Here is a 17,906-nt window from a genome sequence, read left to right as displayed (position 1 = left end):
GATTTTTAATCCGTCAATAATTTATGAATGATCTAGTCGCGTAGCGACATAAGATATTCTAGCTAGGGATTTTAATCCAAAAAAAAGGTGGTCCGTTTCCAGACCACCTTTTCGGTTTATTAGCTTTGAGCAAATTAAGCTAGATCAAATCGATCCAGATTCATTACTTTATCCCAAACCTTGACAAAGTCCTTTACAAACTTCTCTTTTCCGTCCTCGCATCCATATACTTCCGCGATTGCTCTCAATTCTGAATTGGAACCGAAAATCAAGTCTGCACGGGTACCTGTCCATTTTGGCTCACCGGTATTTCTATCAGAACCCACAAAGACATTATTGATATCATTGGTAGCTCTCCACGTAGTATTCATATCCAATACATTCACAAAGAAATCATTGGTCAATTTACCTGGAGTCTGAGTAAACACCCCATGCTTGGATCCATCCCAGTTTGCACCCATTACTCTCATTCCCCCTACCAAAGCAGTAAGCTCAGGGGCGGTTAAAGTCATCAACTGTGCTTTATCGATCAACATTTCTTCTGCCTTTACCGGACAGATTTTGCTGATGTAGTTTCTGAATCCATCAGCTCTTGGCTCCAAGAAGGCCCAAGAATCAACTTCAGTTTCTTCCTGCAAAGCATCATTTCTACCCGGAGTAAACGGAATTGTCAATTCAAACCCTGCATCTTTGGCAGCTTTTTCAACACCTGCGGAGCCTGCCAAAACGATCAGGTCAGCCATGGAGATTTTTTTAGTTCCACCTGCAGTGCTATTGAATTCTTCCTGAATACTGCCTAGAATTCCCAAGACTTTTTCCAACTGAGCAGGATTGTTTACTTCCCAGTTTTTGCAAGGCTCCAATCTAATATGAGCACCATTGGCTCCTCCTCTTTTATCAGAATTACGGTAAGTAGCAGCAGAAGCCCAAGCAGTGGATACCAACTCAGAAACTGTCAAGCCTGAAGCAAGAATATTAGCTTTTAAAGCTGTAATATCTTTTTCGTCTACCAATTCAAAGTCAACAGCAGGAATAGGGTCTTGCCAGATCAAATCTTCAGCAGGGACTTCAGGCCCCAAATAAAGTGACTTTGGTCCCATATCTCTGTGAGTCAACTTAAACCAAGCTCTTGCGAATGCATCAGCAAACTCCTCTGGGTTTTCATAAAAATGTCTAGACACTTTCTCATAATCCGGATCCATTCTCAAAGCCAAGTCAGTGGTCAGCATAAATGGAGCATGCTTCACTTCCGGATTATGCGCATCAGGTACAGTTCCTGCTCCAGCACCATTTTTTGGTTTCCACTGATGCGCACCAGCTGGGCTCTTGTCTAATTCCCACTCATATTCAAACAAATGCTTGAAATAGTCATGACTCCATTGCGCCGGAGTAGTGGTCCAAGCACCTTCCAAACCGGAAGTAATGGTATGCTCAGAGTGACCTTTTCCATAGGTATTTTTCCAACCCGTACTCATCTCTTCTATGGAAGCACCTGCAGGCTCTCTTCCCACATATTTGGTAGGATCGGCCGCTCCGTGAGTTTTTCCAAAAGTATGCCCTCCCGCAATCAGGGCAACAGTTTCATAATCATTCATTGCCATACGGCCGAAAGTCTCACGAATATCTCTGGCAGCTGCCACAGGATCTGGCTTTCCATTAGGTCCTTCTGGGTTCACATAGATCAATCCCATTTGAACCGCTCCCAGTGGATTCTCAAGCTCTCTGTCACCAGTATATCGCTTATCGCCCAACCACTCAGTTTCAGAACCCCAGTACACATCCTCTTCTGGCTCCCATACGTCCTCACGACCGCCTCCAAAACCAAAAGTTTTTAGCCCCATGGATTCCAATGCTACGTTTCCAGCAAGAATCATTAAGTCGGCCCAGGATAATTTTTTACCATATTTCTGCTTTACAGGCCAAAGCAACAATCGTGCTTTGTCTAGGTTGGCATTATCAGGCCAGCTGTTTAAGGGAGCAAAACGCTGAGTTCCCGTTCCTCCACCACCACGGCCATCGGTAACTCTATAAGTACCCGCACTGTGCCAAGCCATACGGATAATGAATGGACCATAGTGCCCATAATCTGCCGGCCACCAGTCTTGAGAAGTAGTCAATGCTTTTTCAATATCCGCTTTTACCTCTTTCAAATCCAAGGATTTAAACTCTTCTGCATAGTTAAAATCCGGATCCATTGGATTGGACTTGGAAGAATGCTGTCTAAGGATATTCATCTTCAACTGATTTGGCCACCAGTCACGATTGGAAGTACCTCCACCAGCCACTTGCTTCATCTCACCATTGTGAAATGGGCACTTGCTGATATCGCCTCCTCCATTCATATCATAACTTCTTGGGCCATTAGGATTTAAATCTTTGTCTGACATGTTATTAATTGGATTTAAAATTGAAATTCTGTTTTTCGAAATCGAAGATAGCTTATTTTTTTCTTATGGAAATAAAATTTCGATAGATAAAAACTATGAACCTTTGCGCTTTTTATTGAAGCCTAAGTTAAAAAATTCATTTTCGGAATAGAACTGAATATTTACGCAAAAGGACTGATTTTACTCATATTTATCACTTTCATATAATATATCAAAAAAGTACACTCACCTATATCAAACTTCCATTTGCATAAGTACTGTCCAAGCTAAAAGACCGCGTCTATAATCTGATTATCAAGTATTCATCAAAATATCATTCTCATAATTGGACTTTATCAAGGTTTCAAATTGAAGCTTTGAACCATTTCTAGTATATTAAGAAATGATCCTTTCCTATTTTAAACAGATCAATACAATTTGAGCAAACCACCTTTTCTGCTCCTAAATCCTTGCTTTCAAAAAACACATAATGCTCCACCTTTTTAAAAAAATCAGAAAGAAACTCCTAAAAGAAAATCGACTGAAAAATTATTTAGTCTATGCGCTGGGTGAGATTCTATTGGTTGTCATAGGAATTCTGATAGCCTTGGCGATCAATAATGCCAACCAAAACCGAATCATCAAGAACAAGGAACAGAATTATTTAATTGGTCTGAAAAATGAATTTAGCACCTCCAGAGCAAAGCTTTTGGAATTGATGAAAATCAATCAAGAAAACCTGGAAACGGCCAAAGCTATTTTGATACAGATAGACAAAAAGGAGGTTAGTAGCTCTCAACTTTCATCCATGCTTTTCCAGACTTATTCACGAGACATTTCTTTCAATCCAAATAATTCACTTTTACTGGAAATGATCAGCAGTGGAAGTTTAAGGGAGCTTTCTAACCTAAACCTTCGCCATAATCTAACGAACTGGCTGGCGACCTTAGATGATATTGCCAAGCAGGAGAAAGATTTGCTGGCTCAACGAGAAAAGGCATTGGATTTATTTCGAAGTGATGAGTTTAGCCTTCGAACTATCCTCGAACAGTCAGGAGTTTCATCGCAAATGGGTATTCCTGTTACCAATCAGGGAAGTTCCATCTTACCAATTCTGGAATCATTGGAGTTTGAAAACTCTTTATTACAGTTTATCCTTTCTACTGAAGCCACCCAAACGCTACATTATCAACCTCTTTTAGCAGACCTAGAAATCATTTTGGAAATGCTGGAGAAAGAAATAAAATAAGTTTGCTTTAATCAGGATCCAACTCCCCTATCAAAAGGAAATTTCACCCATCTCCCTATTCAGCCTTTTTAATTAGGGAAAATTGGGTAATTTTTAGCTTACACTTTGGAAATCGGTCGAAAGACCATCTTTTCCACCTTGACATAAACCCATCATGCTGAGTATTTTCTTAATCCTGCTGGTATTAGCAATCATCCTACTGGCGATAGTCAAATTTGATATTCATCCATTTTTAGCGCTTTTCGGGGGTGCTTTGATCTATGGATTATTGGCAGGAATGAGTACCGATTTGATCCTAAAATCCATCTCTGAAGGGTTCGGCGGGGTTTTGGGTTCGGTAGGCTTGCTGATATTGTTCGGGGTTATTTTGGGTACATTTCTGGAAAAAACAGGAGGCGCGATCGTCATAGCAGAACGAATTTTATCCTGGATCGGAAAAAAATCCGTCAATCTGACCATGATGCTGGGAGGCTACGTCCTCTCTATTCCTGTTTTTGGGGATTCAACCATTATCATGATGAACCCGATCGCCAAGTCCTTGGCGCTGAAAAGTAATCGTTCGTATGCAGGAACCATGATCGCTCTTTCTCTGGGTGCCATGTGCAGCCATTCTTTGGTACCGCCTACTCCCGGTCCAATCGCAACGGCTGGAATATTAGGAGCTGATCTGGGCCAAATGATCTTCTGGGGAATAATTGTATCACTGCTGACCCTGATTCCAGGTTATATTTTTGTCAATCGATTTGTCTCAAAAATCCCTCTTCAACCTAAATTGGCAGAGGCAGAAGGGCAACTGGATAGAAAGCTTTTCCCTTCGGTTTTCAAGTCATTTTTACCCATTGTGATTCCTTTATTATTGATCATTTTAGCCTCTATTGCAAGTTATCCTACACAACCATTGGGAACAGGCAGACATATCACGATTATCACTTTTATTGGTTCCCCTGTATTGGCCTTATTGATTGGCGCCATTTTATCTTTTGCCTTGCCCAAGAAGTTGGATAAGAAAATGCTATCCACTTCAGGATGGATTGGCGAGGCATTGCTGATAGCGGCCCCGGTGATTTTCATAACAGGTGCTGGAGCAGTTTTTGGAAAAATGCTGCAAAACTCCGGGATTGGAGCTTTGGTGAGTGAAGGGATGCAGGATGCCAATTGGGGAATTTTTCTACCCTTTTTGATTGCCTTTGCCTTGAAAACTGCGCAAGGTTCAACTACCGTAGCCATGATTACCACAGCATCCATAATTGCTCCTTTGCTTGGGCCATTGGGTTTGGACTCTGAAACCATGAAAGTTCTGACCGCCTTATCCGTAGGAGCTGGAGCAATAGCTATTTCCCATGCCAATGACAGCGGATTTTGGGTAGTGACTCAACTTTCAGGAATGACTATCAAACAAGGAAATCAGTCCCATAGCTTGGGCACCCTGATCATGGGAGTTACCGCCATAGGAATCATATATGTGATTAGTCTGGTGGTAGGGTGATTTGGGAGTAACTGTCTACTTGATCAAGTGAAAGGTTATTGGTTATTGAGTTATTGGGAAATTAAGTCTCGCCTTTCGCTTCTTGACTCTCGCCTCTAATCTCTCGTCTCTCGCTTCTAAGTCCAGAGTTCTAATGCGTTTCGAAATGATGATTGAATTAAGCTCCATTAAATCGCGTTTCTGAAGGATGTATATTCATTTACACACAATCCCCAAAATCTTTTAAAAGTGTAATTCCTAAAATGAGGCTTTACTTACCATTTTACCTTCTTTATTTCTGTTTCTATTCAAAAGAATCAGGATTTCCTGAGTAGCTTGTTTACCATTTAAGCGGTAGAATTCAATTAAAAAATCAATTATCTTTATAGAGTGATTACTCCGAAGCAAATAAATATCATCAAGTCAATTACACAAAGGATCAAACCTACGCTTGTTGGTGTTTTCGGTTCTTATGCCAGAGGAGAGCAAAATGAAAAAAGTGATCTGGATATTTTAATCGACTTTGAAACAAAAGTTGATCTTTTAGAACTAATTGGATTGGAGCAAGAACTTTCAGAAATGCTTGGAGTCAGAGTTGATCTTGTCACTAGACGATCCTTGAATTCATCCCTTAAGTCATACATCGAATCTGATTTAATCAGGTTAATATGAAAAAAGATCCGATAATTTATCTTGAGCATATTTCTGAATGTATTTCAAAGATCATTTTGTACACAAAGGGATTGAATGAGAATGATTTTTTAAATAATCCCCTTGTTCAGGATGCTGTAATTAGAAACTTTGAAATTATTGGTGAAGCCACGAAGCAATTGGATAAAACTTTCCGTTCAAAGTATCCTGATATCGAATGGAAGAAAATCGCAGGAATGCGAGATAAATTAATTCACGATTACATAGGAGTTGACCTTTGGGCTATTTGGGCTGTAGTGGAGGATATTCTGCCCCATTTAGAGTATCAAATCATAGAAATCCTGAATAAAGAAAAGGATTCCTAACGCCTAAAAATTAAGGATTTAAGCAATTTTTCAAATTTAATCAGTATCCGCTGTTAGAAATTGATTTGTAGGAGGAACTGTCTACTTGATCAAGTGAAAAGTTATTGACTTATTGGGGAATTAAGTTTCGCCTTTCGCTTCTTGACTCTCGCCTCTAATCTCTCGCTTCTCGCTTCTAAGTCCAGAGTTCTAATGCTTTTCGAAATGATGATTGTGTAAGTATTCGAGTAACTGTCTAATTGATCAAGTGAAGAGTTATTGGTTATTGAGTTATTGAGTCTCGTCTTGTCTCTCGCTTCTTGTATCTCGCCTCTAATCTCTCGTTTCTCGCTTCTTGCCTCTGGTCTCTAATCTCTCGTTTCTCGCCTCTCGCTTCTAAATTCAGAGTTCAAATCCGCTTCGAAATAATGTTTGCGTGAGTAAGTTCAGCGTTTCCTGCTATGGCAGGCCGACAAAATTCAGGTTTATTGCGCTAGACTGGTATCTCAAAACGAAGGGAAAAACTCAGGGTGTTCCAAAATCTCAAATCGTATTTTTTTAGAAAAATCTCCTACCCTCCTATTTGAACTAATCTTAATTTTTCTTTTCTTGCTTATAAGAGAAGTTTTTTGTAGACAAAAATAGTTTTTTTAAGAGTGCCAGATCCCACACACATTCCAAGTCCTAATTATCCGATAGCAGTCGTTTGCTGTCGGATAAATAGCCTTGGATCTATAAAAAAGCGGTTTTTAAAGTCTCCGGGAGCTTCGGACATAATAAAAATATACGACATTCCTGGAGGGAATATTCGTGTATATAAATGTTAGCGAAAATTGAAAAAAACCATGGAAAGCAACAACCTGTATCATAAAACTTTGAAATACTTGTTTCTAGTCTTAGGTATAATAATGTTAATTACGTCCATTTTGTCTTGGTTCTTTCCGGAGTTATTCTGGGTAAATGGTGAGAAAATGGAACAAAGCATCGTTACCACGTTGGTTTTTGGAATGATCGGAATAGTTTGCTTTCTAATATTTATTGCTATTAAGGATAAATTTGTGATAGTAAAATTAGGAGGTCAAAATGTAACAAGAAAAATTGGTGACAACGAAAGAAAAATAAATTGGATGGAAGTGGAATCCCTTTCTCTCATACAGTTTGTTTACCCTCCTTTGTATAAATTGAAAGTTAAAGGGGATAATAAAGTTTATTGGTTCAATACTGAAAATCAATATATAAATGCAGGTGGATTTACTAGTGATACAAGTGAAATGGGGGACTTAATAAAGAAAAAGAAAAGAGAGTTAGGAATTTAATTTTTCAAATCATTTGACCATCAATCCATTAATTCCGTAAATTGAAGAAAAAAAGCATGGCAAATCTTACTTTAAATAATAAATCTTTGGAGAAGTATTTTGGTATGTTGCGAGGTCTAGATAATCTTTCCAAGAAAAAGCTGATCATAAAATTGACCGAGTCTCTTGAAATAAAAGAAGAGAAAGTGGATTTGCGATCACTTTTTGGAGCGTGGGAAGACGACAAAGATTCTGATGAAATCATCAAAGAAATTAGAGAATCAAGAGTTGAAAAAGCAGAAGATCTTGGTTTCGAATGAATTATCTTTTAGACACAAATATCTGCATCCATTTTTTAAGAGGAAAGTATGGGATGATAGAAAAATTTCAGGAGATAGGAACGGAAAATTTTGCTATTTCTGAAGTTACGTTTGCTGAACTAGTATTTGGAGCCGAGAACAGCACAAATCCCAAAAAGAATCTTGAATTAATAGAAATTTTTACTAATCAAGTTCTGATCCTCCCTATTTTCAGTGCCATTTACCTTTATGGAAAAGAGAAAGCTCGATTAAGGTCAATAGGACAGATGATAAGCGATTTTGATCTATTAATCGGATGTACCGCAGTGGATAAAGACCTGATAATGGTGACAGAAAACCGAAAGGAATTTGAAAGAATATCTGGAATCCAACTAGAAAACTGGGTAAAAAGATAAGATAAACTTTCGCTAACATCACCTTGGAAGACAGCGGGCGGATTGGTGTGAATATGAAAATCAGTATCTCTAAGAAGTTAGGAATAAGCTTGAAGAATACTGTTCCGAATGCCCGCCGTCTCCAAGCTGAATCCCGTTGGTAGGCATTAAAATAAAACTACATGGATGAATTAATGTACATTTTAGAAAAAATAGCTATTCCTTTAATCGCTGCTTTCGTAGGAGCCGTTCTCGCTTTTCGCTATCAAAGCACATTGGAATTGAAAAGAGATAAAAGGCTTATAATTCAAACGCTAATGGTTTATAGAAATGTAGGGGCCGAAGAATTAGATTGGATTAAAGCCCTTAACGCTATAGATGTCGTTTTCAATAAAGACGAAGAAGTGAAACGATTATTTCATAAGTTTTTATCCGAAACCAGATTACCCGCTTACAATAGTTACGCATGGATAGAAACATTCTACGAAATGGTTTTTGAGATGGCAAAATGCAGCGACTATGATACACTAACAATGCAAAACATAAGAGAATTTTACTCGCCTGAAGCATTGAAATCACACTATCCAAATTTGAACGACCCGAAGAAGCCGACTCCTCCTCCCGAAGATTCTGTTCCGACTTCGGAGAATTAAGGTTTAGGTGTTTAGTGCTAAGGTGAAATGGCTTAACATCCCTAACACTATATTTTGACTTTGAATCCCTGTAAATTGGACTCATGAAAGAACTTTTGCCGAGAAAACGAATATCCATAGAAAAAAATAAAAACGCCTACCAACAAGGTATAAGAATGCATAGCTTCCTATCGTCAGCTACGACATCTTATACTTGCCGTTGTGGGTCATTATTAGTAACTAAATCATGAGCATAGATAACAAGCACATTCAGAATATCATCAATGCTAAAAATGATAGCAGTCTTGCAATATTTGTAGGAGCTGGAATTTCAAAATCATCAGAGACAGAATCTTTTAAGCTTCCAGATTGGGCCGATCTGATCAAGGACTTAAAAACAGAACTTGATATTCAAGATGAGTTTGACTTTTTGAAGATTGCCCAGCTCTATTATTTAGAATTTGGTGAATTCATTTACTACAAAAAATTAAAAGAATACTTTCCTGATTACATTAAGCCATCAGAATTACACAAGCTGATTTTCAGAATTAATCCTCATGTAATCATAACAACTAATTGGGACAATATACTTGAGAGAACAATTGAAGAAAATGCATTTATATATGATACGATTAGTTCAGATACTGACCTTACTAGGTCATCACTGCAGAATAAAGTCATTAAAATGCATGGTGATTTCACCAATAACAACATTGTGTTTAAGGAAGATGACTACATCAACTACCAGCTTAACTTTCCTTTACTTGAGAATTATCTAAAAAGTATTCTATCAACTCATACCGTTCTTTTCATTGGTTATTCCTACAATGATTTTAACCTAAAACAAATTTTAAAGTGGATACAAAAACATTCTGAGGTGCGACCACCTATGTACCTTACCACATTCCATAAAAACGACACCTCCAAGAAATATTTCGAAAACCATGGCGTCACTTCTCTGAATATTGCAAATGAGCCGAAATCTTTAATAAACTTTGCTAGTGATTACTCATGCAAGACCTACTCATTTCTTGATAGGATCAATAACCAGAATGAAAGCAGTGTAGTAAAATCGGAATCCTTAACATTAGACTTTATTCTAAGCAAACTGAAAATTTTTAGTTCTTTAGAAGGGCTTCTTCTTGATCAAATTCAGACAGCATTTTCAAATTGCGGATTTTTGTTTGATGAGGATGAACGACCCATACTAAAGTTTTACCAAGGTGAATTAACGGGTGATTATGATCAAACAAGAAGGAATATTTATCAAAATTTCGTATCGATCCTACAAGTAATTGATGAGAAAGAAAAAAAGCCGTCAGCTCGGTTAATCGATATCTTCAAGATACTATCCAAAAGCGATATAAAAGGAATTGTTCTAAGAAAAGAAGAAAAATCCCCTTATCGAGAATGGTACATTGAATTCTCAAAATATTTAGGAAAACCAAACTCTGATCGCAAAGAAAAGCATTTGAATTTTGACTATTCGAACATCAATAAATCAAACAATGATGTCATTGACCTTCTTGAGTACTCTTTTAATCTGCAGCAAATCGGACAGTTGGAAGAATCATTCCAGGTCGTTGAAGAAGCTATTTCACTTTGCCTCAAGCAAAGAATTTATCCGTTGCTATTTGTCGCTATGTACAACAGAAATTCTTTACTCTGGAAACTTAAGTATTCTCTGGGTAAAAAGGACATTCGAGAAAAGTTTAGTGAAGTTGAAGAGTACGATCTTAAAGAAAGGTTTTACAACCTTCCTCAAGAACTAAGAGTAGCTATTGAACCAATTTACAATTTTGTAGATGAATCCTCAATCATAAGTTATGCATACAGGATCGCTGAGGATTTAAAGAAAACAGAGGATTCAAAAAGGACAATTGAATCAGGGGGGATGGTTTTTGGAAGTGAGGTCACAAAGTATGCTTCGAGACATAACAATCTGATAAATTTTGTACTTCGAAACACAATTATGGTTGAAGGTATTTCTGCTTTTAAAAGCATCAACCGCCATTTTGTAGTGATTTCACTTCACCGCCAGGTTCAGCAGTCGGAGGTTATATTGACACAAACTGAATTATTCGCTTGTATTAAATACATCGAGTTGAAGGACTTAAAAGTTATTTTTAATGATTTTTATAATGGATCGGACAAATCTGGAAAGTTTAGAATTACGGAAACGGAAAGAGAATGGCTAGTCAATAATGTTTTTAGGAATATTGTTAAACTCTTCCTTTCTTCTCAAGAGATTTTTAACAAATATGATGGATATATCCAGAATACACTTCTAATTTTATCTGTTGCTAAACATTCAAAAAAACAGTTTGAAGCAATTGTTAAAATAATTGCAAGAATAATCGCAGAAGGCAATAATACGTTTTCCATTTTCAAGTCAATTAACCTGTTTCTTGGAATCCAGTACAATTTATTCAAATCTGAAATAGAACCTGCGATCCTTCTAGAAATGATCGAAAATTTGATCAACCGTCTTATTACTAAAAAGTTCAATGGACATGAGTATAGAGCAATCACAACTAATGAGTTAAATAATCTCTATATATACGCTCGTGAAAAAGAAGTGATTTTTGATAATTACTCAATGGTTGATAGATTAATTGGTGAAATCAAGGATTATAATATCTCTGATAAAATTGAGGTTTCTCAAAATCTTCTCTTAAGCATCTATGATATGTCAACTGAGAGAGTGAAAGAGCTAATAAAAGACTTCATACTAAAAATTGATACAAAGAAAGAAAAGGAACTTTATAAAAGGGTGATTTTTAAACTTACACTCGCAATTTACGGACTGAAAGATGTTGACAAAAGCTTAAAAATAGATCTTGATAATTATCTGAGCGAACTAAAGGAAAAGAAGATTTTTTCAAGTGCTTTGTTTATGATTAAGAGCCAAATAGAATATTTAAATCAGAAGGACAGGAAGGTGTTAACCAGTCAACTAGATGAGATTAATAAGATGATTGAGCTTCATGAAAACAGAGAGAATCTTTCGATCTTCTAAAAAACGAACCGCCAATCGAGTAGACGGCCTCGCCAACCAGTAAGTTAGCGAGGTACGCCTACGCCACGGCGCACAGGTCTCACGCCACTCCCTCAGGTACGGGATACACGGGTCTTACCCATGATGCGGGAGCGGTTCACGGGATTGTAGGTTGCAATAGCCGGCCGGATGGGCAGGATTTGAGGAAATAGGAATCAATACGCAACAGCTTTCTGGCTCTATAAGGTATCAATTCGTCCAATATAAAAGTGCCAAATAAAACCATAGCGAAATGCTCTGTTTTTAGATTTCTCACTTTAGTTTTCAGACTTTACCCCTATCTCGCCGTCCAGCCTGCATCCACAGTCACCATAGAGCCTACCATGTAAGTTGCGGCGTCGGAAGCTAAGAAAAGGGCGGCTCCCTGAATTTCTTTCAGTTCTCCCCATCTCGCCAATGCCGTAGCTCCTACAATAAACTTCTTCCCCTCTTCCGTATCGGCAATCGGTAAATTCATTTCTGTTAAAAAAGGTCCCGGACAGATCGCATTGACGTTGATATTCCAGGGTGCCAACTCCAAGCCCAAGGCCTTGGTCATATTGACAATAGCTCCCTTACTGGCGGTATAGGGTGTTCTGTTGGCTAGGCCCACCAATCCCAGGGTACTTGCCAAGTTGATAATGGATCCCTTTTTCTGATTTTTCATCTGAGGAATAACCGCCTTGGAAGCCAACCAAGTCCCATTGACATTGATGTCCATCACTTTTTTGAAATCTTCCTCTGTCAGTTCGTCAATGGCTCCCCGAATGTTGATCCCCGCTGAGTTGATTAAAATATCAATAGATCCAAAAGACTCCAAAGCTTTGGCAGCCATCGCATTCATCTGATCTCCTTGAGTCACATCGGCTGAAAACCCTATGGCTTTTACTTGATATTCTTCAGCGATTTCCTTGGCAGACTGCTCGCATTCCTCTTGATTTCTGGCAACCAACATCACATTTGCACCCGCGGAAGCCAATCCGGCAGCCATCGCAAAACCAAGCCCTTTGGAGCCTCCAGTAATTATGGCGCTTTTGCCTTTGAGTGAAAAAAGTTGAATTCCGGGAAGTTGTTTGAAGTTTGTCATTTGGTTATAGGTTATTGAGTATTTGGGTTAATGTGTAATTGAGTAATTGTGTAACTGTGTATTTGCTTAATTGAGAAATGGTTTTGTTCAAAGTCCCCCTTTGTGGCGGGCTGGCAATATTATCCTTAGTGACCCCATTACTAATATCCACTTGAAGGTGCCAACTTTCAGCTTTCTCAGTTCAAATTTCATCCTTTATGAGACCGCTTCGTTCCTCGCGGTGACGTAAAACTGCCTACTTCCTACTTTTTAGCTTTCTCACTTTAGCTTTCAGACTTTAAGAATTCAGCTTTCCATAATACCTTAAGCATTCCACCACGTTCTTTTCTTCCAAGGCCAGGATTTCTTCTTCTTCCAAATTGCTGATTGTGGGAAGTTTGCCATCAAAGCTTTCTTTGCTGATCATTTGAAGATACTTTTTAAATTTCTTAGAAGAAGGATTTTCAAAGGTTTTCCAATAATCCTCCGAAAAACAGGGGATTTTCAGCGGATCCCTGGTAATCATCTCCAATGAAATATTTACCTCAGGATGATAGCTTTTGCAGAGCTCTATTCCTTTCTTCAGTTTGACTATCCCCTTTCCCAAAGGAACTTCCGAAAGCAAAAAACCTTCTTCGTACTCCTTGACCCCCATATCCTTCACATGGGTAGAAAATGCATACGGGGCCAAGGTTTCTATCACCTCATCAGGATATTCCAGTAAGGATATATTATTTCCAAAGTCCACTGTCGCTCCCACCCACTCGCTACTGAGATTTTGCAGGATTTCTACCAATTCGGCTGCTTTCCAATCTTTGTGGTTTTCTATCGCCAATTTCATCTGATGCTTTCGCGCCACCTTTTCAGCCAATTGAATTCTTTGAATGGAATATGCTTTGAAGGCAACAAACTCTTCTCTACTCTTAAAATTTTCATAGCGTCTGCCTCCTAGGCAAACCGTCCTAATCACCTTTACTCCAGCTTCTTTCGCCAATAGCACTTCATTTTCAAACCTTGTCACATCTGCCTCTTCTTCCGGCATGGCAATGCTCGCTTCTAAATACATCCCCAGTTCTTCCCTCGCTTCCCTGACTTTTTTCCCCATCTCTCCAAACCAAGTTCCCACTCCTATCTGTATCCCTCCTGCCCCAATTGCATGACAATGCCTCATGAAATCCAAGGTGTTTTGAAAACCGGGATAGTAAGAGCTGCCAACTTTGGACCCATATCGATGACCATAAGAATGAACCACAATTCCCATTTTATATTCCTTGAGGAAATCCGGAATAGCAGGCATAGAAAAGCCAGTGGCCAAAAGGCCCAAACTGGCTGTTTTGATAAATTCTCGTCGGGTGGATTTCATAAGGTGGGGGTTTATTCTTGAAGGTTTTTCACGTGCTCATTCAATTCATTGGCAGACCAAGGATAAACTCTTCCCTGTGAAGTATGCCTTAATCTCCCGACCGTTCTTGGCGAAATGGCTGCTGCCTGATTTCCCCATTCGTTGCGGATGTAGGTTAAAATGGCCGCAATACTTCCATCATCCAAGGTAGAGTGGGATGGCATAACTGGTAGGATTTCCGGTGCATCATACTTTTTCCCTGCGACCTCTATGGGTCCTTCTATCCCATGTAGCAAAATCAAAGACAGCCTCCTTTCATCTCCCAGGACCCAATCTGAATTCGCCAAAGGTGGCCCCATCCGGTTGACTCCTTTTCCATTTCCTCCATGGCAACCGGCACAGGCACTCAGGTATTTTTGTCTTCCTGAGGCAAATTGCTTCATAGACTCTGCATCCAGATTCAGACTAGTATTTTTTTCGGATTCTGGCTGATGACCCGGCCATCTAAACAGGAGCTTGATCCGCTCTTGCTGGCTTTGATCCAAGCCCTCATTCAGGTTTTTGAAAAATGCAGGCTGGCTTGAAAAAGAAACCAAGCCAATATTTTCAACATCTCCTGCCTGAACAGCCATCCCCGCTAAGATCGCCTGTGCTTTCCAGTTATCTTGATTTTTCTCAAGCAAAGTCAATAGAGCCCTAATCTCTTGTTTATCCCGGTTTCGGATAATGGCAGCACTGAGCATTTCCAGTAAAATTTCCTTTTCCGGATTAGGGTTTTCCCACTCTGCTGTCAAGAAATTCAAAAAGTCACTTTCACGCTTCTCCAAACTGCTAAGAATGGCATCCCGCATTAATGCTTCATATCCATATTGCTCTGCCATTTGCTTCAAGGATTCAAACTGCGAAGCAGGGTCGAGCATAAATGAGGATAGAGCCATTTGAAGAGCCAGCATCGGTTTTTTTGTAGCTGAATTGGCTTGGTAGAACTTTTTTAAGTTCTGCTTCACACCAGGCTCATTTTGAAAGGCTTCCAACAACCTTAAAGCATGAATTTGAACCTCGGGACTACTGGAATTTAAGGCCTTGAAAAGGATCTTACTATCTAAAGCACCCAAGCCTTCCAGCGTATAAAGGCCGTGAATCGAAGCAAATTTTCCTCCCAGCGAGAAGTCCAAATTTTGTAAATCCTTGGCAATTTTTAGATCTCCGCTTTCTACCATTATTCGCTGAGCTTGATCCCTGTAAAAACCATTGGAATTGGCCAAATAAACCTGAAGCTGAGTTGGAGAAAGGCGGGATAGTTGGGGAGGCTTTTGATACTTGTATCCTTGAGGCACAATTCTCCATATCCTACCCATATGCCCGGGAGCATCCAATTTTCTCAATAAGGTTTGTTCTTTCAAATAGGGAGTCATATAGCTTCCATGCTGTACAATTCCCTGATACATATCTGCTATATACAATCCTCCACTGGGGCCAACACTGGCATATACAGGACGAAAGCGTTCATCTGTTGAGGCTAAAAATTCCTTACCAGGATTTGGGTCAAAAGCCTCCAGAAGCATACCCTTTTCCCGAACCACATTTCTTTTGACCAAATTCCCCGCATTTTCCAGGACGAAAATATTTCCGCGATATTCCTCAGGGAAGAGATTAGCTCTGTACACCGTGGGTGAGCAGGCAGAAGTAAACTCCAGTAATCGGCCATCTGAATCTAGGGTGCCGGGGATATACCCTCGATTTACAGCCAAATTGGAGCGGATAGGATAAATTCGTCTGTCTATGGTCAAGCCATAATCTATGCCTGTACTGGGTTGATGATTGGGATTTCTAGTGATGGAATTAGGAGCTACCAAATCGGCATGCAACTGAGACCAATTATAATTATACACCAACCTTCCCTGATCGTCTTGGGAAATACCCCATTGCCCACGAAACTCAGTGCTATCCCGAACCCAAAATCCATTTTGAAACCTATAGCGCAGTCTGGATTTGGCACTGTAATACCAATTGTCCAGGTTTCTCACGAAGCCATTATCGGAATGCTCCGGAATTCCATTCGAGGCATAGGTGGAATCCAATAATACTTTAGTGTCAGCTTTCCAATCTCCATCCAAATCCTTGGTAATCCAGAGTGCATTATTTTCAGCAACTAAAGCTCCATTGCGAATCAATCCCAATGCTCTAGGCATGATCAGGCTATCGAGATAGGTAATTCTGTGATCCATCACCCCGTCCCCATCCAAATCCTCCAAGATGGCAATTCTCCCAACAGGCAGGCTTTCCTCCGAGCCATCGATATCGCTCATATAGCCCCGCATTTCCACCACCCACAACCTACCGTCTTCATCAAATTGTATGATTACCGGGCTTTCTATCAGTGGTTCGGAAGCCACTAACTGCACTTCAAATCCTTCCTCCATCTGAAAAGTTGCCAATTCCTCTTGAGGCGACCGGACAGGACTGTCTTGGCTTTCTTCCAAAGGCTTTTGCTCAGTACAAGATGCAACTGCAAGAGTGATTACTATCAACAGGTGACGGAGCTTGAAAACCATCAGGGACTTAGGAATTATGGGTTTAGAGACAAATCGAGCGAATCACTCAATTTTTAACTCATTTTAAGGATAAATAGAGCAATTGCCAATAAATATTCTTCAAATGGAAACGTTTACAAGAAATAATCTGGAATTTTATCAACTTAGCATTAGGAATATCCGATTAAAATATATGGACCAAACACCTCTGACAGCCTTTAATGATTTGATTCGCTCTCATACAGTTTTTGTGAGAGATGGAGGTGTATTTAAAGATTTGATGTTGGAGGTGGAGCTAAAAATCAAGCAAAAATACTGGACGCTTTATCTGGAAGATGAGCGTGGGGATTTTGATGAAAAAAATCAGCCTCTTTGTCTTTTTTTAGTCCTTTATAACCTGGAGTTATTTAACGATAGCAGAGGATATTTCAATTGGTGTATGGTCCATGGTCTTAATTCCTCTTCTTCTTTTTGGTTGAATTATTACCGGGATTTAGGGAGAATTGAAAAGGAAATCCAGTTGGAACTGAAGGGTTTCACCAATCCTGTTTCCGGGGTGGATTATGAATTGAGAAATGGGAGTTTTTTGAGTTTGATTAAGCCAGAGTAGGTTTTTTACCACAGAAAGACTCAGGGATTAAGATTTTTGATTTACGATTTACGAAGGGTTGAGGAACTTTTGAGGCTTTGTTTAGACATATAATCGCTTTTATTTCCCGCACATCAACGCAGAAAAATTCGCAGACCTGACTGCCGTCAGGCAAGTTTTTCACAGATTTTCAGAGTCAAAACCAATGTCAGGGAGTCGAAGTTATTGTCAGGCTGAGCGCCTGCCTGACGGCAAGTCAGGGGGTCGAAGCCTTTGTTGCAAACCACTTCAAACCCATCTTTGCTTCTTGAATCCTTTACGGGATATCAATTCTTTGCGTCGCTGCGCCGCAGCGAGCTTTTAAAACCACAGAGAACACAGAGATTAAAATTTAAGATTTTTGATTTACGATTTACGAGGGGCTGAAGAACTTTTGAGGCTTTGTTTAGACATATAAACGCTTTTATTTCCCGCAGATCAACGCAGAAAAATTCGCAGATTTTCACAGATTTGACTACCATCTGCAAGATTTCTCAGATCAAATCAAATCCTACCTTAGCTTCTTATGTTTTTTGCTGAAGAAAAATAAATATCAAATCGCTTCTCCGAAGCTCTTATTTACTCGTCATGCCAGATACTACA

The 17,906-nt window shown here is 39.3% G+C and carries 14 protein-coding genes; 10 read left to right on the top strand and 4 right to left on the bottom strand.

Annotated features, from left to right (window positions below; all coding sequences use genetic code 11):
* Nucleotides 1–134: 134 nt before the first annotated feature.
* Nucleotides 135–2,387 (bottom strand): catalase/peroxidase HPI, encoded by a 2,253-nt coding sequence (gene katG / locus FL972_RS05430; RefSeq protein WP_144604065.1) that lies wholly within the window; start codon nt 2,385–2,387, stop codon nt 135–137.
* Nucleotides 2,388–2,856: 469 nt separating this feature from the next.
* On the opposite strand from katG, the gene FL972_RS05425 reads away from it, so the two are divergent.
* The 9 genes from FL972_RS05425 to FL972_RS05385 all read left to right on the top strand — a co-directional run bounded on the left by FL972_RS05425 (nt 2,857) and on the right by FL972_RS05385 (nt 11,715).
* On the top strand, nt 2,857–3,615 hold the full coding sequence (locus FL972_RS05425; RefSeq protein WP_144604064.1) for a DUF6090 family protein: 759 nt from the start codon (nt 2,857–2,859) through the stop codon (nt 3,613–3,615).
* Nucleotides 3,616–3,769: 154 nt separating this feature from the next.
* Nucleotides 3,770–5,101 (top strand): GntP family permease, encoded by a 1,332-nt coding sequence (locus FL972_RS05420; RefSeq protein WP_144604063.1) that lies wholly within the window; start codon nt 3,770–3,772, stop codon nt 5,099–5,101.
* Nucleotides 5,102–5,470: 369 nt separating this feature from the next.
* Nucleotides 5,471–5,752, top strand: coding sequence for a nucleotidyltransferase family protein (locus tag FL972_RS05415; RefSeq protein WP_186300011.1), 282 nt, complete (start codon nt 5,471–5,473; stop codon nt 5,750–5,752).
* Complete coding sequence (locus tag FL972_RS05410) at nt 5,749–6,096, top strand: HepT-like ribonuclease domain-containing protein (protein WP_144604061.1); 348 nt, start codon at nt 5,749–5,751, stop codon at nt 6,094–6,096. The genes FL972_RS05415 and FL972_RS05410 overlap by 4 nt, the downstream gene beginning before the upstream one ends.
* 824 nt (nt 6,097–6,920) lie before the next feature.
* Entirely contained in the window at nt 6,921–7,391 is a 471-nt protein-coding gene (locus tag FL972_RS05405) for a hypothetical protein (protein ID WP_186300009.1), read from the top strand.
* Between the two features lie 41 nt (nt 7,392–7,432).
* Nucleotides 7,433–7,690 (top strand): hypothetical protein, encoded by a 258-nt coding sequence (locus tag FL972_RS05400; RefSeq protein ID WP_250161289.1) that lies wholly within the window; start codon nt 7,433–7,435, stop codon nt 7,688–7,690.
* Entirely contained in the window at nt 7,687–8,085 is a 399-nt protein-coding gene (locus tag FL972_RS05395) for a type II toxin-antitoxin system VapC family toxin (RefSeq protein WP_144604059.1), read from the top strand. Before FL972_RS05400 ends, FL972_RS05395 begins: the two co-directional genes overlap by 4 nt.
* A gap of 161 nt (nt 8,086–8,246) precedes the next feature.
* Nucleotides 8,247–8,717 (top strand): DUF6680 family protein, encoded by a 471-nt coding sequence (locus FL972_RS05390; RefSeq protein WP_144604058.1) that lies wholly within the window; start codon nt 8,247–8,249, stop codon nt 8,715–8,717.
* A gap of 226 nt (nt 8,718–8,943) precedes the next feature.
* Complete coding sequence (locus tag FL972_RS05385; RefSeq protein ID WP_144604057.1) at nt 8,944–11,715, top strand: SIR2 family protein; 2,772 nt, start codon at nt 8,944–8,946, stop codon at nt 11,713–11,715.
* A 316-nt stretch (nt 11,716–12,031) separates the two neighbouring features.
* On the opposite strand, the gene FL972_RS05380 is transcribed toward FL972_RS05385, so the two are convergent.
* The 3 genes from FL972_RS05380 to FL972_RS05370 form a co-directional block, all read right to left on the bottom strand.
* Nucleotides 12,032–12,820 (bottom strand): SDR family NAD(P)-dependent oxidoreductase, encoded by a 789-nt coding sequence (locus tag FL972_RS05380; RefSeq protein WP_144604056.1) that lies wholly within the window; start codon nt 12,818–12,820, stop codon nt 12,032–12,034.
* A gap of 277 nt (nt 12,821–13,097) precedes the next feature.
* A complete protein-coding gene (locus tag FL972_RS05375; protein WP_144604055.1) occupies nt 13,098–14,162 on the bottom strand; it encodes a sugar phosphate isomerase/epimerase family protein in 1,065 nt (354 codons plus the stop codon).
* 11 nt (nt 14,163–14,173) lie between these two features.
* The gene (locus FL972_RS05370) at nt 14,174–16,696 is read right to left on the bottom strand and encodes a DUF7133 domain-containing protein (RefSeq protein WP_144604054.1); all 2,523 of its coding nucleotides are present in this window, start codon (nt 16,694–16,696) and stop codon (nt 14,174–14,176) included.
* Between the two features lie 103 nt (nt 16,697–16,799).
* Between FL972_RS05370 and FL972_RS05365 the strand changes: the two genes are divergently transcribed.
* Nucleotides 16,800–17,285, top strand: a complete 486-nt coding sequence (locus tag FL972_RS05365) for a hypothetical protein (RefSeq protein WP_144604053.1) — start codon at nt 16,800–16,802, stop codon at nt 17,283–17,285.
* Nucleotides 17,286–17,906: the final 621 nt, after the last annotated feature.

Source organism: Algoriphagus algorifonticola (assembly GCF_007655305.1).
Taxonomy (GTDB): domain Bacteria; phylum Bacteroidota; class Bacteroidia; order Cytophagales; family Cyclobacteriaceae; genus Algoriphagus; species Algoriphagus algorifonticola.
Note: the sequence above shows the minus strand (reverse complement) of the source record. Positions and strands in the feature narration are given on the sequence as shown.